At 71.7% G+C, this 19738-nt stretch carries 18 protein-coding genes; 11 read left to right on the top strand and 7 right to left on the bottom strand.

All coding sequences use genetic code 11. The annotated features are described in order from the left end of the window. Positions 1-2: 2 nt before the first annotated feature. The 4 genes from ABZ027_RS21035 (at position 3) to ABZ027_RS21020 (ending at position 3521) form a co-directional block, all read left to right on the top strand. Entirely contained in the window at positions 3-731 is a 729-nt protein-coding gene (locus tag ABZ027_RS21035; RefSeq protein ID WP_356770446.1) for a glutamine amidotransferase, read from the top strand. Positions 732-1049: 318 nt separating this feature from the next. After that, positions 1050-2075 carry a 6-phosphofructokinase gene (locus tag ABZ027_RS21030; RefSeq protein ID WP_356770444.1) on the top strand — a complete coding sequence of 342 codons (1026 nt, stop codon included), beginning with the start codon at positions 1050-1052 and terminating at the stop codon, positions 2073-2075. A 131-nt stretch (positions 2076-2206) separates the two neighbouring features. Next, complete coding sequence (locus tag ABZ027_RS21025) at positions 2207-3157, top strand: cytochrome c oxidase assembly protein (protein WP_356770442.1); 951 nt, start codon at positions 2207-2209, stop codon at positions 3155-3157. A 193-nt stretch (positions 3158-3350) separates the two neighbouring features. Continuing rightward, complete coding sequence (locus ABZ027_RS21020) at positions 3351-3521, top strand: hypothetical protein (RefSeq protein ID WP_356770440.1); 171 nt, start codon at positions 3351-3353, stop codon at positions 3519-3521. 3 nt (positions 3522-3524) lie between these two features. On the opposite strand, the gene ABZ027_RS21015 is transcribed toward ABZ027_RS21020, so the two are convergent. Genes ABZ027_RS21015 through ABZ027_RS21000 form a run of 4 tightly spaced genes read right to left on the bottom strand, consistent with a single transcriptional unit; the run spans position 3525 to position 7600 of the window. Beyond that, positions 3525-4736 carry a histidine kinase gene (locus ABZ027_RS21015; protein WP_356770438.1) on the bottom strand — a complete coding sequence of 404 codons (1212 nt, stop codon included), beginning with the start codon at positions 4734-4736 and terminating at the stop codon, positions 3525-3527. Between the two features lie 28 nt (positions 4737-4764). Beyond that, a complete protein-coding gene (locus ABZ027_RS21010; RefSeq protein ID WP_356770436.1) occupies positions 4765-6477 on the bottom strand; it encodes a cation acetate symporter in 1713 nt (570 codons plus the stop codon). Between the two features lie 11 nt (positions 6478-6488). Further along, complete coding sequence (locus ABZ027_RS21005) at positions 6489-6848, bottom strand: hypothetical protein (protein ID WP_356770573.1); 360 nt, start codon at positions 6846-6848, stop codon at positions 6489-6491. A gap of 2 nt (positions 6849-6850) precedes the next feature. After that, positions 6851-7600 (bottom strand): LytTR family DNA-binding domain-containing protein, encoded by a 750-nt coding sequence (locus tag ABZ027_RS21000; protein ID WP_356770434.1) that lies wholly within the window; start codon positions 7598-7600, stop codon positions 6851-6853. 102 nt (positions 7601-7702) lie between these two features. Between ABZ027_RS21000 and ABZ027_RS20995 the strand changes: the two genes are divergently transcribed. The 7 genes from ABZ027_RS20995 (at position 7703) to ABZ027_RS20965 (ending at position 16290) form a co-directional block, all read left to right on the top strand. After that, the gene (locus ABZ027_RS20995; protein ID WP_356770432.1) at positions 7703-8218 is read left to right on the top strand and encodes an Lrp/AsnC family transcriptional regulator; all 516 of its coding nucleotides are present in this window, start codon (positions 7703-7705) and stop codon (positions 8216-8218) included. A gap of 125 nt (positions 8219-8343) precedes the next feature. Then, positions 8344-9165, top strand: a complete 822-nt coding sequence (gene ddaH, locus ABZ027_RS20990; RefSeq protein ID WP_356770430.1) for a dimethylargininase — start codon at positions 8344-8346, stop codon at positions 9163-9165. Beyond that, entirely contained in the window at positions 9162-10385 is a 1224-nt protein-coding gene (gene rocD, locus ABZ027_RS20985; protein ID WP_356770428.1) for an ornithine--oxo-acid transaminase, read from the top strand. Before ddaH ends, rocD begins: the two co-directional genes overlap by 4 nt. A 141-nt stretch (positions 10386-10526) precedes the next feature. Further along, the gene (locus ABZ027_RS20980; protein ID WP_356770426.1) at positions 10527-12977 is read left to right on the top strand and encodes a SpoIIE family protein phosphatase; all 2451 of its coding nucleotides are present in this window, start codon (positions 10527-10529) and stop codon (positions 12975-12977) included. Between the two features lie 58 nt (positions 12978-13035). Further along, positions 13036-14265: a SpoIIE family protein phosphatase gene (locus tag ABZ027_RS20975; protein ID WP_356770424.1), complete on the top strand. Its 1230-nt coding sequence runs from the start codon at positions 13036-13038 to the stop codon at positions 14263-14265. 206 nt (positions 14266-14471) lie between these two features. After that, entirely contained in the window at positions 14472-15197 is a 726-nt protein-coding gene (locus ABZ027_RS20970; RefSeq protein WP_356770422.1) for a lysophospholipid acyltransferase family protein, read from the top strand. Positions 15198-15255: 58 nt separating this feature from the next. Continuing rightward, positions 15256-16290, top strand: coding sequence for an NAD(P)-dependent oxidoreductase (locus tag ABZ027_RS20965; protein WP_356770420.1), 1035 nt, complete (start codon positions 15256-15258; stop codon positions 16288-16290). 52 nt (positions 16291-16342) lie between these two features. Here ABZ027_RS20965 and ABZ027_RS20960 read toward each other — a convergent pair whose 3' ends face one another. The 3 genes from ABZ027_RS20960 to ureG all read right to left on the bottom strand — a co-directional run bounded on the left by ABZ027_RS20960 (position 16343) and on the right by ureG (position 19520). After that, positions 16343-17947, bottom strand: coding sequence for an alpha/beta hydrolase (locus ABZ027_RS20960; protein ID WP_356770418.1), 1605 nt, complete (start codon positions 17945-17947; stop codon positions 16343-16345). Between the two features lie 134 nt (positions 17948-18081). Further along, positions 18082-18846 carry an urease accessory protein UreD gene (locus ABZ027_RS20955; RefSeq protein WP_356770572.1) on the bottom strand — a complete coding sequence of 255 codons (765 nt, stop codon included), beginning with the start codon at positions 18844-18846 and terminating at the stop codon, positions 18082-18084. Then, complete coding sequence (ureG, locus tag ABZ027_RS20950; RefSeq protein ID WP_356770416.1) at positions 18843-19520, bottom strand: urease accessory protein UreG; 678 nt, start codon at positions 19518-19520, stop codon at positions 18843-18845. Before ureG ends, ABZ027_RS20955 begins: the two co-directional genes overlap by 4 nt. Positions 19521-19738: the final 218 nt, after the last annotated feature.

Here is a 19738-nt window from a genome sequence, read left to right as displayed (position 1 = left end):
TTGTGAGCGACAACCAACTGCGGGTCGTCTGGATCTATCCCGACCTGCTCAGCACCTACGGCGATCAGGGCAACGTCCTCGTGGTGGAGCGCCGGGCCCGGCAGCGCCGCCTCGACGTGGCCCGTCTGGACGTGCGCAGCGACCAGCCGATCCCGACCTCCGGCGACATCTACCTGATCGGCGGCGGCGAGGACCGCCCGCAGCGGCTCGCGGCCGAGCGGCTGCGCCGGGACGGCGGTCTGCAGCGGGCGGTGGAGAACGGGGCCATCGTGTTCTCGGTCTGCGCCGGCTACCAGATCCTCGGCCACGAGTTCATCAACGACCTCGGTCAGCGCGAGCCCGGCCTCGGCCTGCTCGACGTGGTGTCGGTACGCGGCGAGGGCGCCCGGTGCGTGGGTGACGTCCTCGGGGACATCGACCCCCGCCTGGGGCTGCCCCCGCTGACCGGCTTCGAGAACCACCAGGGCGTCACGCACCTCGGCCCCACCGCCCGCCCGCTCTGCCAGGTCCGCTTCGGCAACGGCAACGGCACCGGGGACGGCACCGAGGGCGCGTACAACGACACGGTCTTCGGCACGTACATGCACGGCCCGGTGCTGGCGCGCAACCCGCTCATCGCCGACCTGCTGCTGAAGCTGGCGCTCGACGTGAACGCGCTGCCGCCGACCGACGACCGGTGGTACGAGGCGCTGCGCAACGAGCGCATCGCTGCCGCGCAGCAGCCCGCGTGAGGACAGCCGCGCAGCAGCCCGCGTGAGGGCGGCCGCACGGCGGCCGGCGTGAGGTTCGGGCCGGTTTCGCCACGGGCGCGTACGAGGGAGACCTCGGGCGCGCCCGTCGTGCGTTCCAGGGGAACTCCAGGCGGCCGCTGGTACCGTCCGGCATCGTCGTCGTCGAGCCCGCCTGACACGTCATCCGCTCACTTGTGCGGCTGCGTCCATCAGGCGGACGCCTGCTACGGAGCCACCCCCAGACGCCGATAAGGTGGCCGGAATCCAGCCGGACGACGTGGTCCGGACCCGGCCCACGTTGAGAAGGTATTTCGGGCTATGCGCATTGGTGTCCTGACGTCCGGCGGCGACTGCCCCGGGCTGAACGCGGTCATCCGGTCCGTCGTGCACCGTGCCGTCGCCGACCACGGCGACGAGGTCATCGGTTTCCGGGACGGCTGGAAGGGCCTCCTGGAGTGCGACTACCTCAAACTCGACCTCGACGCGGTGAGCGGCATCCTCGCTCGCGGCGGCACGATCCTCGGCTCCTCCCGGGTCCAGCCCTCGCATCTGCGGGACGGTGTGGAGCGGGCCCGGGGCCATCTCGAGGAGCTCGGCCTCGACGCGGTCATCCCGATCGGCGGCGAGGGCACGCTGAAGGCGGCCCGGCTGATGTCGGACGGCGGTCTGCCCATCGTGGGCGTGCCGAAGACGATCGACAACGACATCGCGGTCACCGATGTCACCTTCGGCTTCGACACGGCCGTGGGTGTCGCGACGGACGCCCTCGACCGGCTCAAGACCACCGCCGAGTCCCACCAGCGTGTCCTGGTCGTCGAGGTCATGGGCCGGCACACCGGCTGGATAGCGCTGCAGTCCGGTATGGCGGCCGGCGCCCACGCCATCGTCGTACCGGAACGGCCCTTCGACATCGAGGAGTTGGCCCGCAGGGTCGGCGAGCGGTTCGAGGCGGGCAAGCGGTTCGCGATCGTCGTCGCGGCGGAGGGCGCCAAGCCTGCGCCGGGCACCATGACCTTCGACGAGGGCGGCAAGGACATCTACGGGCACGAGCGGTTCGCGGGGATCGCGCGGCAGCTGTCGATCGAGCTGGAGCAGCGGCTGGGCAAGGAGGCGCGGCCGGTGATCCTCGGGCATGTGCAGCGGGGTGGCACGCCCACCGCGTACGACCGGGTGCTGGCGACCCGCTTCGGGTGGCACGCGGTGGAGGCGGTGCACCGGGGTGAGTTCGGGAAGATGACGGCCCTGCACGGGACGGACATCGTGATGGTGCCGCTGGCGGAGGCCGTGGAGACGTTGAAGACGGTGCCGGCGGAGCGGTACGCGGAAGCGGAGTGCGTGTTGTGACGTGCCGATGACAGCTCGGCGCGTGCCGTCGAGCCGGTTGTCCCGCCCCCGGTCACATCAGTGGCCGGGGGCGGTTCTAGTCTTGGGGCGGATCGAAACCGTACAACCCCCACGAATCAGGAGCCGGCGGAATGGATCACAGCGGGCACGGCATGACCATGGATCTGCCGCCGTTCACGCTGGGGCGGGGTCTTCAGTGGTCGGCTGACCCGTTCTTCCTGGTGGCCTGCCTGGTGGGCCTCGGCCTGTACGGGTGGGGGGTCGTGCGGCTGCGGCGGCGTGGGGACGCCTGGCCGGTCGGACGGACGGTCGCGTACGTCGTGGGGGTCCTGACCATCGCGCTGGTGATGTGCACCCGGCTGAACGACTACGGCATGGTCATGTTCAGCGTGCACATGGTGCAGCACATGGTGATCAGCATGCTGTCGCCGATCCTGATCCTGCTCGGCGCCCCGATCACGCTGGCCCTGCGCGCGCTGCCACCGGCGGGGCGCGGCCGCAAGGGTCCGCGGGAACTGCTGCTGATGTTCCTGCACAGCCGCTACATGCGGATCATCACGCACCCCGCGTTCACCATCCCGCTGTTCATCGCGAGCCTCTACGCGCTGTACTTCACCCCGATCTTCGACTTCCTGATGGGGTCCAAGACCGGGCACGTCGCGATGATGGTGCACTTCCTCGCCGTCGGCGTGGTCTTCTTCTGGCCGATCATGGGGGTGGATCCGGGCCCGAACCGTCCCGGCTATCTCATGCGGATGCTGGAGCTGTTCGCCGGCATGCCGTTCCACGCCTTCTTCGGCATCGCGCTCATGATGGCGTCCACGCCGATGGTCAAGACGTTCGAGAACCCGCCCGCCTCCCTCGGTATCGACGCGCTGTCGGACCAGAACGCGGCCGGCGGGATCGCGTGGGCGTTCAGTGAGATTCCGTCCGTGCTCGTACTGGTCGCACTGCTGTTCCAGTGGTACGGATCCGAGCAGCGGCAGGCAAAGCGCCAGGACCGGGCCGCCGACCGGGACGGCGACAAGGAACTCGAGGCATACAACGCCTATCTGGCCTCATTGAACTCACGCGGGCGTTGACTCACGCGGCGAGCCGCCGTCGCCTGTGCTTTGGGGCCGGCGCTCGCGCTGGTGCTGGGGGCGCACGGGCCCGTGCACGGGCCGTCGGGCGGCCACCGCAGGCGGAACAGCGGCACACATTTCGTCGTCTGCGCCGTTCTGAGGCAGAACGGGGGCACCATGGAGGGAGACGAACCATGAGGAGGGTGTTGCGATGCCCGGTTCCCCGGACGGCTCGATCAGAACGATGGGGGTGCTCACCGTCGGCGGACTCGTCGCGGTGACCGCCTACACGGTTGCTCTCGGCAGTAACGGCTGGCTGTGGTTCGGCTGGGTCGTGCTGGGCCTGATCACCCTCGGGATGGTGGCCACGCGCAGCACCTGACCGTCAGCCGCCACTGAGGCGGCTCGCGGAGTGCACCCCCGGCTGGTATTTCGGCAGCCGGGCGGTGATCTTCATGCCCGCTCCCACGGCAGTCTCGATGACCAGGCCGTAGGCGTCGCCGTAGACCTGGCGGAGCCGGTCGTCCACGTTGGACAGGCCGATGCCGCCGGACGGGCTGATCTCACCCGCGAGGATGCGGCGCAGCAGCGCGGGGTCCATTCCGGCGCCGTCGTCCTCGATGACGACCAGGGCCTCGGCGCCGGAGTCCTGTGCGGTGATGGTGATGTGGCTCTTGCCTGGCGCGGCCTTGCCCTCCAGGCCGTGCTTGACGGCGTTCTCGACGAGGGGCTGCAGGCACAGGAACGGCAGGGCGACCGGCAGCACCTCCGGGGCGATCTGCAGGGTCACCGAGAGGCGGTCACCGAAGCGTGCCCGGACGAGCGCCAAGTAGTGGTCGATGGCGTGCAGTTCGTCGGCCAGGGTGGTGAAGTCGCCGTGTCTGCGGAACGAGTAGCGGGTGAAGTCGGCGAATTCCAGGAGGAGTTCGCGGGCCCGCTCCGGGTCGGTGCGGACGAACGAGGCGATCACCGCGAGCGAGTTGAAGATGAAGTGCGGGGATATCTGGGCGCGCAGGGCCTTGATCTCGGCCTCGATGAGGCGGGTGCGGGACTGGTCGAGGTCGGCGAGTTCCAGCTGTACGGAGACCCAGCGCGCGACCTCTCCGGCGGCCCTGACCAGGACGGCGGACTCGCGGGGCGCGCAGGCGACCAGGGCGCCGTGGACCCGGTCGTCGACGGTGAGTGGGGCGACGACCGCCCAGCGCACCGGGCAGTCGGGGGCGTCGCACCTGAGCCGGAACGCCTCCCCGCGGCCGGTCTCCAAGGGGCCCGCAAGACGGTCCATGATCTCGGAGCGGTGGTGGCCGCCCACGCCGTCCCAGACCAGGACGTCCTGCTGGTCGGTCAGGCACAGCGCGTCCGTGCCGAGCAGGGTGCGCAGACGGCGGGCCGACTTGCGGGCGGTCTCCTCCGTCAGGCCGGCCCGCAGCGGAGGCGCGGCGAGGGAGGCGGTGTGCAGGGTCTCGAAGGTGGCGTGCTCGACGGGGGTGCCGAGGCCGCCGAGGTGCTGCGGGCGCCCCGTACGTCGGCCGAGCCAGAAACCGGCGGCCAGCAGGGGCAGGATCGCCACGCACAGCCCGGCGAGGAATCCGCTCATGGTGACGCCGCCCCCCGGTGAGGCACGCTCATGCCTTCACCTCCGCCCGCAGTTCCTCCGGCAGATGGAAGCGCGCCAGGATCGCCGCCGTCCCCGCCGGTACCCGTCCCGCCGTCGCCAGGGACACCAGCACCATGGTCAGGAAGCCCAGCGGTACCGACCAGAGCGCGGGCCAGGCGAGCAGGGCGTGCAGCGGGCCGGTGCCCGGGAAGCCCGCCATGGTCGCGGCCACGGCGACGAACGCGGAGCCGCCGCCGACCAGCATCCCGGTGGCCGCGCCGGGCGGGGTCAGCCTGCGCCACCAGATGCCGAGCACGAGCAGCGGGCAGAACGACGAGGCCGACACGGCGAAGGCCAGGCCCACCGCGTCCGCGACGGGCAGTCCGCCGACCAGGACGCTCGCGGCGAGGGGTACCGCCATGGCAAGGGCCGTGCCGAGCCGGAAGTGCCGTACTCCGCGCGAGGGCAGCACGTCCTGGGTGAGGACGCCGGCGACGGCCATGGTCAGCCCGGAGGCCGTGGACAGGAACGCGGCGAAGGCACCGCCCGCCACCAGCGCGCCGAGGAGGTCGCCGCCGACGCCGCCGATCATGCGGTCGGGCAGCAGCAGGACGGCGGCGTCGGTGTTGCCGGTGAGGGTGAGTTCGGGGGTGTAGAGCCTGCCGAGGGCGCCGTAGACCGGCGGCAGCAGGTAGAAGACGCCGATCAGCGCGAGCACGGCCACCGTGGTGCGCCGGGCGGCGACACCGTGCGGGCTGGTGTAGAAGCGGACGACGACGTGCGGCAGGCCCATGGTGCCGAGGAAGGTGGCGAGGATCAGTCCGTAGGTGGCGTACAGCGGGCGTTCCTCACGGCTCGCGGCCAGCGAGGTCGACATGCCGCCGTTGGTGCCGCGGTCGGCGGCCGGGACGGTGGCGCCCTTGGCGAAGGTGAGCCGGGTGCCCTGCTCGATGCGGTGAGTGCCGGCCGGGAGGCGCAGGCGCTGCCCCTCGTGCGGGCGGCCGTCGACCGTGCCGGTGACCGTGACGGTCAGCGGCCCGTCGAGCTTGAGGTCGAGGCTGTCGTCGACCCGGACGACGCGCTGCTCGCGGAGGGTCACCGGTTCCTCGAAGGCGTGCCGGGGTGTCCCGTCGCCCTGCCAGGCGAGGAACAGGAAAAGGGCGGGGACCAGCAGGGCGGTGAGCTTGAGCCAGTACTGGAAGGCCTGCACGAAGGTGATGCTGCGCATGCCGCCGGCGGCGACGGTGGCCACCACCACGACCGCGACGATCACTCCCCCGAGCCACTCGGGTGCCCCCGTCAGCACCGTCAACGTCAGCCCGGCGCCCTGGAGTTGCGGCAGCAGGTACAGCCAGCCGACCCCGACGACGAAGGCGCCCGCCAGTCGCCGTACGGCCTGGGAGGCGAGTCTGGCCTCGGCGAAGTCGGGCAGCGTGTAGGCGCCGGAGCGGCGCAGCGGGGCGGCGACGAACAGGAGCAGGACCAGATAGCCGGCGGTGTAGCCGACGGGATACCAGAGCATGTCCGGGCCCTGGACCAGGACCAGTCCGGCGATGCCGAGGAAGGAGGCGGCGGACAGGTACTCGCCGCTGATGGCGGTCGCGTTCAGGCGGGGGCCGACGGTGCGGGAGGCCACGTAGAAGTCGGAGGTGGTGCGGGAGATGCGCAGGCCGAAGGCGCCGACGAGGACGGTCGCGACGACCACGAGGGCGACGGCGGGGACGGCGTAGTTCGAGTTCATCCGCGATCTGTTCAGCGGTCTTCGACGAGGCGCACGAAGTCCCGCTCGTTGCGTTCGGCGCGCCGCACGTACCAGCGGGCGAGCAGCACCAGGGGGGCGTAGAGGCCGAAGCCGAGGACGGCCCATTCCAGGCGGCGGGCGTCCGGCATCGCCGCGAAGAGCAGCGGCAGCGGGCCCACCAGCAGGGCGAGGACCGCGAACACGGTCAGGGCGGCCCGTAGTTGACTGCGCATCAGGGAGCGGACGTAGGTGTGGCCGAGGGTGGTCTGTTCGTCGATCTCGGTGCGCGGCCGGTAGTAGCCGAGGACGCGGCGTTCCCGTCGGGGCGGGCCGGTGACGACGACCCGGCGTTCGGTGGGGTGCTGGGGCACCGTCACGGCCTCCTCATCAACAGGTCCCGCAGCTCACGGGTGTGGCGGCGGCTGACCTGGAGTTCCTCGGCGCCGACCAGGACACTCACCGTACCCGCGTCCAGGCGGAGTTCGCCGATGTGGCGCAGTGCGACCAGGTGGCGGCGGTGGATGCGGACGAAGCCCCGCGAGCGCCAGCGTTCCTCCAGGGTGGACAGCGGGATCCGTACGAGGTGGCTGCCCTTGTCGGTGTGCAGCCGGGCGTAGTCGCCGTGCGCCTCGACGTGCGTGATGTCGTCGACCAGGACGAAGCGGGTCACGCCGCCGAGCTCCACGGGTATGTGGTCCGGGTCGGGTTCGTGCACGGGGATGCGGGGGCTCAGGTCGCTGCGCTCGGCGGCCCGGCGGACGGCCTCCGCGAGGCGTTCCTTGCGGACGGGTTTGAGGACGTAGTCGACGGCCTTGAGGTCGAAGGCCTGGACGGCGAAGTCCTCGTGCGCGGTGACGAACACCACCAGCGGCGGCTTCGCGAACCCGGTCAGCAGGCGGGCCAGGTCCAGCCCGTCGAGGCCGGGCATGTTGATGTCGAGGAAGACCACGTCGATCGCCTCCGGCCCGAGCGGACCGGACTCCAGGGCTCTGTTGATCCGGCGCAGCGCCTCGGTCGCGTCACCGGCGCCCTCCGCACTGCCGATGCGGGGGTCGGCGTTCAGGAGGTAGAGCAGTTCCTCCAGTGAGGGGTGTTCGTCGTCGACAGCCAGGGCGCGCAGCATGAAGGTGGAGTGTAGGAGCAATTCGTACGACTGGACATGTGCCTGCGTGCGGAGGTGCGCGCCGGTGGCGGGTGCCCCGCGGGTGCTGGATACAGTGCCCGCATGAACAGCAGGCCCACACCGTTCGACGACCTCGACCGGAAGATCCTCACCGCGCTGATGGCGAACGCCAGGACCAGTTTCGCCGAGATCGGCGCGGTGGTCGGGCTGTCCGCGACGGCGGTGAAGCGGCGGGTGGACCGGCTGCGCGAGACCGGTGTGATCACCGGGTTCACGGCGACGGTACGGCCGTCGGCGCTGGGCTGGCTCACGGAGGCCTACGTCGAGGTGTACTGCGAGGGCGCGGCCCCGCCCCGGCGGCTCGCTCAGATGGTCCGCCACCATCCGGAGATCACCGCGGCGATGACGGTGACGGGCGGGGCGGACGCGCTGCTGCATGTGCGGGCGCGGGACGTGGACCACTTCGAGGAGGTGCTGGAGCGGATCCGGACGGAGCCGTTCATCCGGAAGACGATCAGTGTGATGGTGCTGTCCCACCTGCTCCCGGAGAGCCCGGAGGCGGGCGCCAGCCAGCCCGCGCCGGAGGAAAACCCGGGCGGCGCAACGGACGTGCGCTGAATAGGCCGAAGACGCAGCAATCCTGCGCAAGCGCGCACTTCTTGTTTCTTGTCGGGTGTATCCACCTCTTCCTACCTTGGTGTCAACCCTCAGTCGACACCCGCAGGAAGCGGAGGAACCCCTCTGTGACCGATACCCGTGTGCCGCGCCGACGGCGCTTCCTCGTCTGCGAACCCAGACACTTCGCCGTGCAGTACGCGATCAACCCCTGGATGCATCCCGACACCCGAGTCGACACCGATCTGGCGCACGAGCAGTGGCAGGAGCTGATCCGCGCCTACCGGGCCCACGGCCACGAGGTCTCCACCCTGGAGCCGGTCCCGGGCCTCCCGGACATGGTCTTCGCCGCCAACTCGGCGGTCGTGGTCGGCGGCCGGGTCTTCGGCTCGCTCTTCCACGCGCCGGAGCGCCGCCCCGAGTCCACGCACTACAACACCTGGTTCAAGGCGGCCGGCTACGACGTCCACCGCCCCACGTCCGTCTGTGAGGGCGAGGGCGACCTGGTGTGGACGGGCCGGTACCTGCTGGCCGGCACCGGCTTCCGCACGACCCGCGAGGCACACCGTGAGGTGCAGGAGTTCTTCGGGCACCCGGTGATCAGCCTGACGCTGGTGGACCCGTACTTCTACCACCTGGACACGGCCCTGTTCGTCCTGGACGGCGGGCACGACGGCAACATCGTGTACTACCCGCAGGCCTTCTCCCACGGCAGTCGGGAGGTCCTCGCGCGGCTGTACCCGGACGCGGTGCTCGCCACCCGCGACGACGCCATGACGTTCGGACTGAACTCCGTCTCCGACGGCCGCAACGTCTTCATCGCGCCCCGCGCGGAGGCACTGGCCACCCGCCTCGCCGACCGCGGTTATGTCCCCGTCCCCGTCGACCTCTCGGAGTTCCAGAAGGCCGGCGGCGGCATCAAGTGCTGCACTCAGGAGATCCGCTCATGACCGCTCCCGTCCGCACGCGTTCGTCCGCCGACCTGATCGACGCCGAGGGGCCGGTGCTGGCGCACAACTACCATCCGCTGCCCGTGGTCGTGGCCCGAGCGGAGGGCACCTGGGTGGAGGACGTGGAGGGCCGCCGCTACCTCGACCTGTTGGCCGGCTACTCGGCTCTCAACTTCGGTCACCGGCACCCCGCGCTGATCGAGGCGGCGCACCGCCAGCTGGACCGGCTGACGCTCACCTCGCGCGCCTTCCACAACGACCGGCTCGCCGAATTCGCCGAGCGGCTCGCGGAGTTGACCGGGCTCGACATGGTGCTGCCGATGAACACCGGCGCCGAGGCGGTGGAGAGCGCGATCAAGGTGGCCCGCAAGTGGGCGTACGACGTGAAGGGCGTCCCGGCGGACCGGGCCACGATCGTGGTGGCGGCGGACAACTTCCACGGCCGTACGACGACGATCGTGTCGTTCTCCACGGACGAGACGGCCCGGGCGGGCTTCGGCCCCTTCACGCCGGGCTTCCGGGTGGTGCCGTACAACGACCTGGCCGCTCTGGAGGCGGCCGTCGACGAGACGACCGCGGCGGTGCTGATCGAGCCCGTCCAGGGCGAGGCCGGCGTGGTCGTCCCGGACGAGGGCTATCTGACCGGCGTACGGGAGCTGACCCGACGCCTGGGCTGTCTCTTCGTCGCCGACGAGATCCAGTCGGGGCTCGGCCGCACGGGACGCACGCTCGCCGTGGAGCACGAGGGTGTGGTGCCGGACGTGCTGCTGCTGGGCAAGGCGCTGGGCGGCGGCATCGTCCCGGTGTCCGCGGTCGTGGCCCGCCGGGACGTGCTCGGCGTGCTGCGGCCGGGCGAGCACGGGTCGACGTTCGGCGGCAACCCGTTGTCCGCCGCGGTCGGCACGGCGGTGGTGGAGCTGTTGGAGACGGGCGAGTTCCAGCGCCGGGCCGCCGATCTCGGCACGGTGCTCCGCGACGGGCTCACGGCTCTGGTCGGCAGCGGCGTGGTCGGTTTCCGTGCGCGTGGGCTGTGGGCGGGCGTCGACGTGGACCCGGCCGTGGGCACCGGTCGTGAGATCGGCGAGCGGCTGCTGCGGGAGGGCGTCCTGGTCAAGGACACCCACGGCTCGACCATCCGGCTGGCCCCGCCGCTGACGATCACCGAGGAGGAGCTCGCCATGGCGCTGGGAGCGCTGGAGAGGGTGCTGGGCAGGGGGTGACCCGGGCGGTCGGCCGGTGCGGCGCCGTCCGTCCCCTCGGTGCCGCCCCGGCGGGCACCGGCCGACCGCGCGATCTCTGCCGAAAGGGGCAAGATTGAGTCACGGGGTGGTAGACCACTCTCGGCTACAGAGAGGTCGGCCGTGGGCACAGACGAGGAGCGTGACACTGCCCGTCGGCGGTTCGACGTGGCGGATGCCGCACCCCTGCTGCTCGACTCCGCGGGGGTGGTGACGAGCTGGAGCGCCCAGGCGCAACGGCTGCTGGACCACCCCGCCGCCGAGGCGGTGGGCACGAGCCTGGCCGATCTGGTGTCCGCCGAGGACGCCGGTCGGGTGCCGGGCCTGATCGAGCGGTGGCACCGGGACGGCGGCTGGGCGGGGCTGCTGACGGTCCGGCGCGGCGACGGAGGGCCGGTCAGGGTCATGGCGCGGGTCGCCTCCACCGAGGAGGCCCGGGGGCCCTCGCGGTGGCTGATGCTGCTGTCGGAACTGACGGGGGCCTCGGGGTGGGACATGCACCGCACGGTGCTGGAGCAGATGGTGGCCCGCTCGCCGATCGGGATCGCCATCGTCGACACGGACCTGCGGTTCGTCTGGTCGAACGCCGCGATGGCCCGGTTCGGTGGCGGGCCGCCCGAGCAGCGGCTGGGGCTGCGGCTGCGGGACGTACAGCCGGGCCTGGACACCGACGAGGCCGAGGCGCACATGCGCCACGTCCTGGCGACCGGGGAGTCGGTCATCGGATACGAGCAGATCGGCAATCTGCGGTCCTCACCGCACCGGGAGACCGCGCAGATGCTGTCGTTCACCCGGCTCGACGACGAGCAAGGTCACCCGATGGGCGTCTACTACACCGTCGTCGACATCACCGCGCACCATCGCACCCGGCAGCGGCTGGCCCTGCTGGACCGGGCGGGTGAGCGGATCGGTCGCGGTCTGGACATCGTGCGAACGGCGCAGGAGCTGGCCGACGTGGCGGTCCCGGCCTTCGCCGACCACGTCGTCGTGGACCTGCTGGAGTCGGTGCTGCGGGGCGCGGAACCGGCCCCCGGCCCGTTGGACGGGGTCGCTCCGGTGCGGCTGCGACGGGCCGGACGTCGGTCGGCGGACGCCGTGGTCGCCTGGACCGTCGGCATCGGCGAGGACGTCGTCCACCCACCCGGGTCGCCACCGGTCCACTGTCTGACCACCGGCCGGTCCTGGCTCCGGGAGCGGCTCGACCCGTTCACCCCGGAGTGGGACACCGACTCCCTCGAGGGCCCCGACGCCTCCGAGCCGGGCCCGCAGAGTGTCATGGTGGTGCCGGTCCGGGCGCGGGGGGTCACCCTGGGGGTCAGCACGTTCGTCCGGCGGGGCCACCAGGAGCCCTTCGACGAGGACGACCTGCATCTGGCCGAGGATCTCGTCTCGCGGGCGGCCGTGTGCGTGGACAACGCCCGCCGCTACACCCGCGAACGGGACGCCGCCCTGGTCCTGCAGCGCAACCTGCTGCCGCACCGGCTGCCCGACCAGTTCGCGGTGGAGGTCGCCGTCCGCTACCGCCCGGCCGACGAGCTGACCGGCCTGGGCGGCGACTGGTACGACCTGATCCCGCTGTCGGGCGCGCGGGTCGCCCTCGTGGTGGGCGAGGTGCCCGGGCACGGCATCGGGGCCGCGGCCGCGATGGGACGTCTGCGGACCGCCGTACGGACCCTCGCGGCGCTGGAGCTGCCGCCCGAGGAGGTGCTCGCCCACCTGGACGACCTGGTGGCGCGGACCGCCCGCGAGGAGGGCGTCGAGGCGGATCCGGTGGGCGCGGACAGCACCCAGGCGGTGGGCTCCGGGTGTGTCTACGTCGTCTACGACCCCGCCGACGGTGGGTGCTCGATGGCCGCCGCGGGCCATCCCGCGCCCGCTGTGGTGCTGCCCGACGGGACGATCACCTTCGTCGATCTTCCGCAGGGGGCGCCGCTCGGCGTGGGCGGGCCGCCCTATGAGGCGGTCGAGCTGGCGCTGGCGGAGGGCAGCACGCTGGCCCTGCACACCGACGGTCTGCTGGCCCATGGTCCGAAGCGGTCCGTGGACTCGGACCGGGACCGGCTGCGACGGGCCCTGGAGCGGGAGGCGACCTCGCTGGACGTGCGCTGCCAGAGCGTGGTCGACGCGCTGGCGCCGGAGCATCCGGACGACGACGTGGCCCTGCTGATGGCGCGGACCCGGCTCCTCGGCGCCGACCAGGTCGCGGACTGGGACCTGCCCGGTGACCCGGCCGTGGTGGCCGAGGCGCGCAAGGCGGCCACCCGGCAACTCACCGAGTGGAGCCTCGAGGAGCTGGCGTTCACCACGGAGCTGGTCGTCAGCGAACTGGTCACCAACGCCATCCGGTACGCCTCCGGGCCCATCCGGCTGCGTCTGATCAAGGAGCGGGCACTGATCTGCGAGGTGCTCGACGGCGGCGCCACCGCACCGCACCTGCGTCATCCGCGCACCACGGACGAGGGCGGGCGCGGGCTGCTGCTGGTCTCCCAGTTCACCCAGCGGTGGGGAACCCGCTTCGCCCCCGAAGGGAAGATCATCTGGGCCGAGCAGCCCCTGACGGAGCCATCGGCATGACGTAGAACACCGCATATCGTGCGAAACTGGGGTGATCTCGGTGGCGAGAGCGGGAGCCATGAACGATTCGGCGGTCGACTACGCGGCGGCGTTCCAGGCCCTGCCCGGAATCGTCGCCCTGCTCACGCCCGACCTCGTGTTCGTGGACGTCAACGAGGAGTACCTGCGCACCGCCGGCCGCAGGCGGGAGCAGGTGATCGGCCGCCATCTGTTCGAGGTCTTCCCGGACAATCCCAACGACCCCTCGGCGACCGGCAGGCGCAATCTGGAGGCCTCCCTGCAGCGGGTGCTGACCACCGGTGAGCGCGACGCGATGGCACTCCAGCGCTATGACATCGAGGACCCGGAGCGGCCCGGGCACTGGCAGGAGCGCTACTGGAGCCCCGTCAACGCGCCGGTGCTCGGCCCGGACGGAACGGTGGTGCTGCTGGTGCACCGGGTCGAGGAGGTCACCGAACTGATCCAGGCCCGCGGCGGCGCGCACACCGGCAAGGCCCGGGTGCTGGAGGCCGAGCTGTACACCCGCGCCCGTGAGCTCCAGGAGCTCAACGAACGGCTGCGGCGCCTGCACGCCCGTGAGCGCGAGGTGGCCCTGGCGCTCCAGGAGGCGATGCTGCCGGCCGGCCGCCAGGTGAGCGACCACCGGGCGGCGGTGCGCTACCGGCCCGCGGTCGGCGCGCTGAACGTGTGCGGCGACTGGTACGACCTGATCGACCTGGTCGGCGGCCATCGGCTCGGGGTGTCCGTGGGCGACGTGGTCGGCCACGGGCTGGAGGCCGCCGGCGTCATGGGCCAGTTGCGCAGCGCCCTCAGCGCCGCCTCCCGGGTGGCCGAGGGCCCCGCCGAGGCGCTGGACGTGCTGGGGCGCTACGCGCACGTGGTCGACGGTGCCGAATCGGCCACCGCCGTCACCACGTTCATCGACTTCGACCTGCACACCATCGCCTACAGCAGCGCCGGACATCCACCGCCGGTGCTGGTGCATCCGGACGGCCGGACGGAGTTCCTCGACCGGGCCACCGACCCGCCGCTCGACGCGCGTCCCGACCCGGCCCCCAGACCCCAGGCCGACACGGCGTTCACCGATGGCGCCACCCTCGTGCTGTACACGGACGGCCTGATCGAGCGGCGCCACGAGGACATCGACACGAGCCTCGCCCGGCTCACCGCCTCGCTCACCCGGCATCGCGGGGCCGACCCCGAGGTCCTCGCGGACTCCGTCCTGCTGGAACTGCTGCCCCCGGGAGGCGCCACCGACGACACGGCGCTCATCGTGGTGCGGCTGTGAGGGCACCACCCCGGGGCCGGACGGGGAAGCCCTGCGGGTCGGGTCGTCCGGGCAATCCCCAACGGGCCCTCGTCCGGGCCGGGGTGATGGACCGGACGCGGTTTCGCCCCTCCCGTCCTGCCCCTACACTTGACACCCCCACAGCACGCCGGTTGACCTGCTGGAACACGGCGGCCCGGCCCACCGCCGGAGTGAGGAGCGACCCGTTGTTCTACTACGTGCTCAAGTACGTGTTGCTGGGCCCCCTGCTGAGACTTGTCTTCCGGCCCCGGATAGAGGGCCTGGAACACGTACCGGACACGGGTGCCGCGATCATCGCCGGCAACCATCTGTCCTTCTCCGACCACTTCTTGATGCCCGCCGTCCTGAAGCGGCGCATCACCTTCCTCGCCAAGGCGGAGTACTTCACCGGCCCCGGCCTGAAGGGCCGTCTGACCGCGGCCTTCTTCCGCAGCGCCGGTCAGATCCCGGTGGACCGCTCGGGCAAGGAGGCGGGTCAGGCCGCGATCCGCGAGGGCCTCGGTGTGCTGAGCAAGGACCAGTTGCTCGGCATCTATCCCGAGGGCACGCGCTCCCATGACGGGCGGCTCTACAAGGGCAAGGTCGGCGTCGCGGTGATGGCGCTCAGGGCCGGCGTGCCGGTGATTCCGTGCGCGATGATCGGCACCTTCGAGGCGCAGCCACCCGGCAAGGTCGTCCCGAACCTGCACCCGGTGGTGATCCGTTTCGGCAAGCCCCTCGACTTCTCCCGCTACGCCGGGATGGAGAACGAGAAGGCCGTCCTGCGCGCGATCACCGACGAGATCATGTACGCGATCCTGTCGCTGTCCGAGCAGGAGTACGTCGACAAGTACGCGGCCGTGGCGAAGGCGGAGGACACCGCCGCGAACTCGGACAAGGAGCGCAGGTTCCGCAAACTGCCGCTGAGTTGATCTCTGCTGTCGGCAGACATCCCTGGGGCGGGGGCCGTCCGGACCGTACGGTCATGGCATGAGACGTGCTGTGGTGATCGGAGCGACGGGACAGATCGGGCGGGTGGCCGTGGGCGCGCTGGCCGGGGACGGCTGGGAGGTGACGGCCCTGTCGCGGGGCGGAGGACGTGACGAGAGCTGGCCCGGGGACGTGCGGGTCGCGCGGGCCGACCGGGAGGACACGGCGGCGCTGGCCGAGGTGGTCGGCGACGGCTGCGACGTGCTGGTCGACATGGTGGCGTACGGGCCCGGGCACGCACGGCAGTTGACCTCGCTGGCCGACCGGGTGGGCTCGGCCGTGGTGATCTCCAGCGTCTCGGTGTACGAGGACGACAAGGGCCGCAACTTCGACACCCAGGGCGAGCCGGACGGCTTTCCCGAGTACCCGCTGCCGATCACGGAGGACCAGGGGACCGTTCGGCCGGGTGACGCCTCGTACAGCACCCGCAAGGCCGGGCTGGAGCGCGAACTCCTCGCCGCGGGCGCCGAGTTGCCCATCACGCTGCTGCGGGCCGGCGCGATCCACGGCCCGCACTGCATGACCCCGCGCGAGCTCTACTTCGTCAAGCGCAACCTGGACGGCCGGCCTCGGCGGGTCCTCCCGTACCGCGGCGAGAGCCGGTTCCATCCGGCGAGTGTCCACACCATCGCCGAGCTGATCCGGCTGGCCGCCGCGCGACCGGGCACCCGCGCCCTCAACGCCGTGGACCCGGACGCGCCGACGGTGGCGGAGATCGCCCGGGCGATCGACACGGTGATGGGCGTCGAACGGGAGAACGTCCTGGTGGACGGCCCGCCACCCGCCCCCACCGTGGGGGACACGCCGTGGACGGTGCCGGTGCCGGTGGTCTGCGACATGTCCGCCGCCGAACGGGAGTTGGGCTACCGTCCGGTGGTCCGGTACGCCGAGACGCTGCCGGACACCGTCGCCTGGATCGAACGGCAACTGGCCGGACGGGACTGGCGGGAGGCGTACCCGAAGATGTTCCGGACGTACGGCGACCTCTTCGACTACGCGGCGGAGGACGCGTTCCTCGACACGCTCGGCGCCTGAACACGAAGGGAGGGGGCGGCCGACGACCGCCCCCTCCCCGCCGTCATGGGACTTACGGCTTCGGCGTCTCGTGCGGCGCGCAGGTGACGTCGGCGCGGTCCAGCTTGCCGGTGAGCAGGTAGGAGTCCACCCGCGGGTTGATGCACGGGTTGACCAGGCTGGTCACGCCGTGCGAGCCCGCGTTCTTCTCGGTGATCAGGCGGGAGCCCTTGAACCGCTTGTGCAGTTCGACGGCGCCGTCGTACGGCGTGGCGGCGTCACGCTCGGACTGCACGATCAGCACGCCCGGCAGACCCTTGCCGGTCTTCACGTTCACCGGGGTCTGCTGCTTGACCGGCCAGGTCGCACAGGGCAGGTTCATCCAAGCGTTGGACCAGGTCAGGAAGGGGTGGCTCTGGTGCAGCCGGGTGTTGTCCCGGTCCCACTTCTTCCAACTGGTGGGCCACTTCGCGTCGGTGCACTCCACGGCCGTGTAGACGGCGTTGCCGTTCTCCGAGGCGATGTTGCCCGCGGTGTCCGACATGTCCGGGGCGGCCGCGTCGACGAGCGCCTGGGTGTCCCCGGCGACGTACTTGCTGAAGACCGTGGCGACCGGGGCCCACGAGGAGTCGTAGTACGGGGCGCCCTGGAAGAAGCTGAGCAGTTCGGCCGGTCCGACGACCCCGCCGATCGGGCTCTTCTTCGCGGTGGCCCGCAACTGGAGCCACTGCGCCTGGACTTCGGCGCGGGTGTCGCCGAGGTGGAAGGTGGCGTCGTTGGCGGCAACCCAGTCCTCCCAGTCCTTCCAGCGGCCCTCGAAGGCGACGTCCTGGTCGAGGTTGGCCTCGTACCAGATCTTGTCCTGGGACGGGTTGACGACGCTGTCGACGACCATCCGGCGGACGTGGCCCGGGAACAGCGTGCCGTAGACGGCGCCGAGGTAGGTGCCGTAGGAGACGCCCAGGTAGTTGAGCTTCTTCTCGCCGAGCGCGGCGCGGATCACGTCCAGGTCGCGCGCGGTGTTCGGCGTGGTCATGTGCGGCAGCATCTCGCCGCTGCGCTCGTAGCAGCCCTCGGCGTACTCCCGGGCGAGCTTGCGCTGAGCGCGCTTGTCGGCCTCGGAGTCCGGCACCGGGTCCAGCTTGGGCGCCTTCACGAACTCCTGCGGGTCGACGCAGGAGATGGGCGCGGAGTGGCCGACGCCGCGCGGGTCGAAGCCCACGAAGTCGTACGCCTTGGCCGTGTTGGCCCACACGGGGGCCTTGGTGATGACCCGGCGCGGGAACTTCAGGCCCGAGCCGCCCGGCCCGCCGGGGTTGTAGATGAGCGCGCCCTGACGCTCCTTCTTGGTACCGGTGTTGCCGATGCGGTCGACGGCGAGCTTGATCTGCTTGCCGTACGGCTTGGCGTAGTCGAGCGGCACGGTGACATAGCCGCACTGGATGGGCTTCTCCAGGCCCCAGTCGGCCGGACAGTCCTGCCAGTCGATTCCGGCCTTCTCGGCCTTGGCGGCGGCGATCGCCGCGCCGCGGGCCGCACGGTCCTGACCGCCGTGGCGCCCGTCCCCGCTGGCGCTCGCCGTGGGCGCGGCCACGGCGCCGGCTATCAGCGTCGCCGTGACGAGCACTCCGGCGGAACCGAACGCTGCCGTGCGCCTCGCCACTCTCTTGTCCCTCAAGGGGGCCCTCCCCGTACGTTGTTGATGAGTACGGGGATCCTCTCGGCTGTGAGGCGCCTGAGAACAGGGGTGGCCGGACTTTCTTTGCCAATCCGATAAGCGGACTGCGCCGTTCGCTCGGCGGACTCCGTGCCCTAACCCAGATTTGTCATGGCTTCGTCCAGAACTCGCCGCAGCCGGAGCGCGTCCGGCGCCACGGCGGTCACCAGGGCGGCAGGACCGGCGAGCGGCAGCACCGCGGCGCCGTCCCCCAGTACCCGCGCCGGGACCGGCTCGCTCGCGAACTTTGGCCGTACCACGACGATCTGCCCGGCGGCACGATGACCGGCGAGGACGGCGGGCCCGTCCCAGCCTCCCGGGGCGCCTGGGCCGCAGGCCAGCTCCTGGTCGAGCACGGTCCGTCCCGCGACGCGCAGGATCAGCCGGCTGCCCAGCCGCCCGGGCTCCTCCCCGGCCCGCCCGAGCACCTGCTCCTCACGCAGCACGAACCGGGCCGTGGCCCCGAGGTCGACACGGGTCGTGACCGACAGGTCGCTGCCCCGGGCGGAGATCAACTGCTCGGGGAGCCAGTGCAGTTCACCGCCGTCGGCGACGGTGATCCGGACGTCGTAGCGGGCCTCGCCCTTGGCCTGGCCCGGCAACGCGATGGTGGCGGCGGCCGATCCGACGCGCAGCCGGGCCCCGCTCTCCACCGCGGCCTCCACGGTGAAGTGGTCGCCGCCGAGCGGCCCGCTCATCGCGCCGACGAGCATGACCCGCGCCTCGTCGCCGCTCCCCCGGGTCCGCCGCAGGGCCAGCGGCCCGTCGCCCTCCAGTACCGGCAGGGACGTACCGCCCCGGCCGTCGCCCCGCGCGAGCATCCGCGCGGTCGCCCGCACTCCGGTCCCGCCCGCGGTCATGCCGTCCACGCGGCGAGCCGTTCCCGCACCCAGTCGGCGACGTCCGTCACACCGGGGCCGCTCCTCAACGACTGGAACACGACCGGCAGTTCGGCCCGCTGCGCCTTGGCGTCCGCCGCCATCCGCCCGAGGTCGGAGCCGACGTAAGGGGCGAGGTCGGTCTTGTTGACGACGAGCAGGTCCGCGGTGGTGACACCGGGCCCGCCCTTGCGCGGGATGTCGTCTCCGCCGGCCACGTCGATGACGAAGATCTGCGCGTCGACGAGCCCCTTGGAGAAGGTCGCCGTGAGGTTGTCCCCACCCGACTCGACGAGGATCAGGTCCAGCGGCCCGACCTCGTCCTCCAGGTCCTCCACCGCTTCCAGGTTGGCGGAGATGTCGTCCCGGATCGCGGTGTGCGGACACGCCCCCGTCTCCACGGCGGTGATCCGCTCGGGCGGCAGCACGGCCTCCCGCAGCAGGAACTCGGCGTCCTCCCGCGTGTAGATGTCGTTGGTCACCACGGCCAGCGACAACTCGTCCCGCAGAACCCGACAGAGCGCGGCAACGGTGGCGGTCTTCCCCGACCCGACGGGCCCCCCGAGCCCGATCCGCAGGGCCCGCCGCCTGCCATCAGGACGACGAGCATCAGCACTGACAGCGGCGTGGCCGTCGTGGGAGTGGTCGAGATGCATGTGCGGCTCCTCTACAACTGATGTGGTGTTACCAGCCCTGGGAGCGGTGCGGGGGCGTAGTCCCCGCCCGGGCCCAGGGCATTGTGTTTGTCAGCGCGGGACCGCGGCACCGGAGACGCCATCCCGCCGGACGGCGCCCCACCACGCCCCGCCCGGGTCCCAAGGGCGGAACCCCCGGAAGCGGCGCACGGGACGCGGTCCCGCCCGATCCAGAGCAC

This window comes from Streptomyces sp. NPDC006332 (assembly GCF_040612855.1).
Classification (GTDB): Bacteria; Actinomycetota; Actinomycetes; order Streptomycetales; family Streptomycetaceae; genus Streptomyces.
The sequence above is the reverse complement of the archived record's forward strand: the minus strand, read 5'-3'. Positions and strand labels throughout refer to the sequence as shown.

Bases quoted from the DNA above. Each gene is read 5' to 3' on its own strand.
- ABZ027_RS20955 (WP_356770572.1), bottom strand. From the start codon at position 18,846: ATGACCGCGGGCGGGACCGGAGTGCGGGCGACCGCGCGGATGCTCGCG.
- ABZ027_RS20965 (WP_356770420.1), top strand. From the start codon at position 15,256: ATGAGACGTGCTGTGGTGATCGGAGCGACGGGACAGATCGGGCGGGTG.
- rocD (WP_356770428.1), top strand. From the start codon at position 9,162: ATGACCGCTCCCGTCCGCACGCGTTCGTCCGCCGACCTGATCGACGCC.
- ABZ027_RS21000 (WP_356770434.1), bottom strand. From the start codon at position 7,600: ATGCTGCGCGCCCTGGCTGTCGACGACGAACACCCCTCACTGGAGGAA.
- ABZ027_RS21015 (WP_356770438.1), bottom strand. From the start codon at position 4,736: ATGAGCGGATTCCTCGCCGGGCTGTGCGTGGCGATCCTGCCCCTGCTG.
- ureG (WP_356770416.1), bottom strand. From the start codon at position 19,520: ATGCATCTCGACCACTCCCACGACGGCCACGCCGCTGTCAGTGCTGAT.
- ABZ027_RS21025 (WP_356770442.1), top strand. From the start codon at position 2,207: ATGGATCACAGCGGGCACGGCATGACCATGGATCTGCCGCCGTTCACG.
- ABZ027_RS20975 (WP_356770424.1), top strand. From the start codon at position 13,036: ATGAACGATTCGGCGGTCGACTACGCGGCGGCGTTCCAGGCCCTGCCC.
- ABZ027_RS21010 (WP_356770436.1), bottom strand. From the start codon at position 6,477: ATGAACTCGAACTACGCCGTCCCCGCCGTCGCCCTCGTGGTCGTCGCG.
- ABZ027_RS21030 (WP_356770444.1), top strand. From the start codon at position 1,050: ATGCGCATTGGTGTCCTGACGTCCGGCGGCGACTGCCCCGGGCTGAAC.
- ABZ027_RS20995 (WP_356770432.1), top strand. From the start codon at position 7,703: ATGAACAGCAGGCCCACACCGTTCGACGACCTCGACCGGAAGATCCTC.
- ABZ027_RS21020 (WP_356770440.1), top strand. From the start codon at position 3,351: ATGCCCGGTTCCCCGGACGGCTCGATCAGAACGATGGGGGTGCTCACC.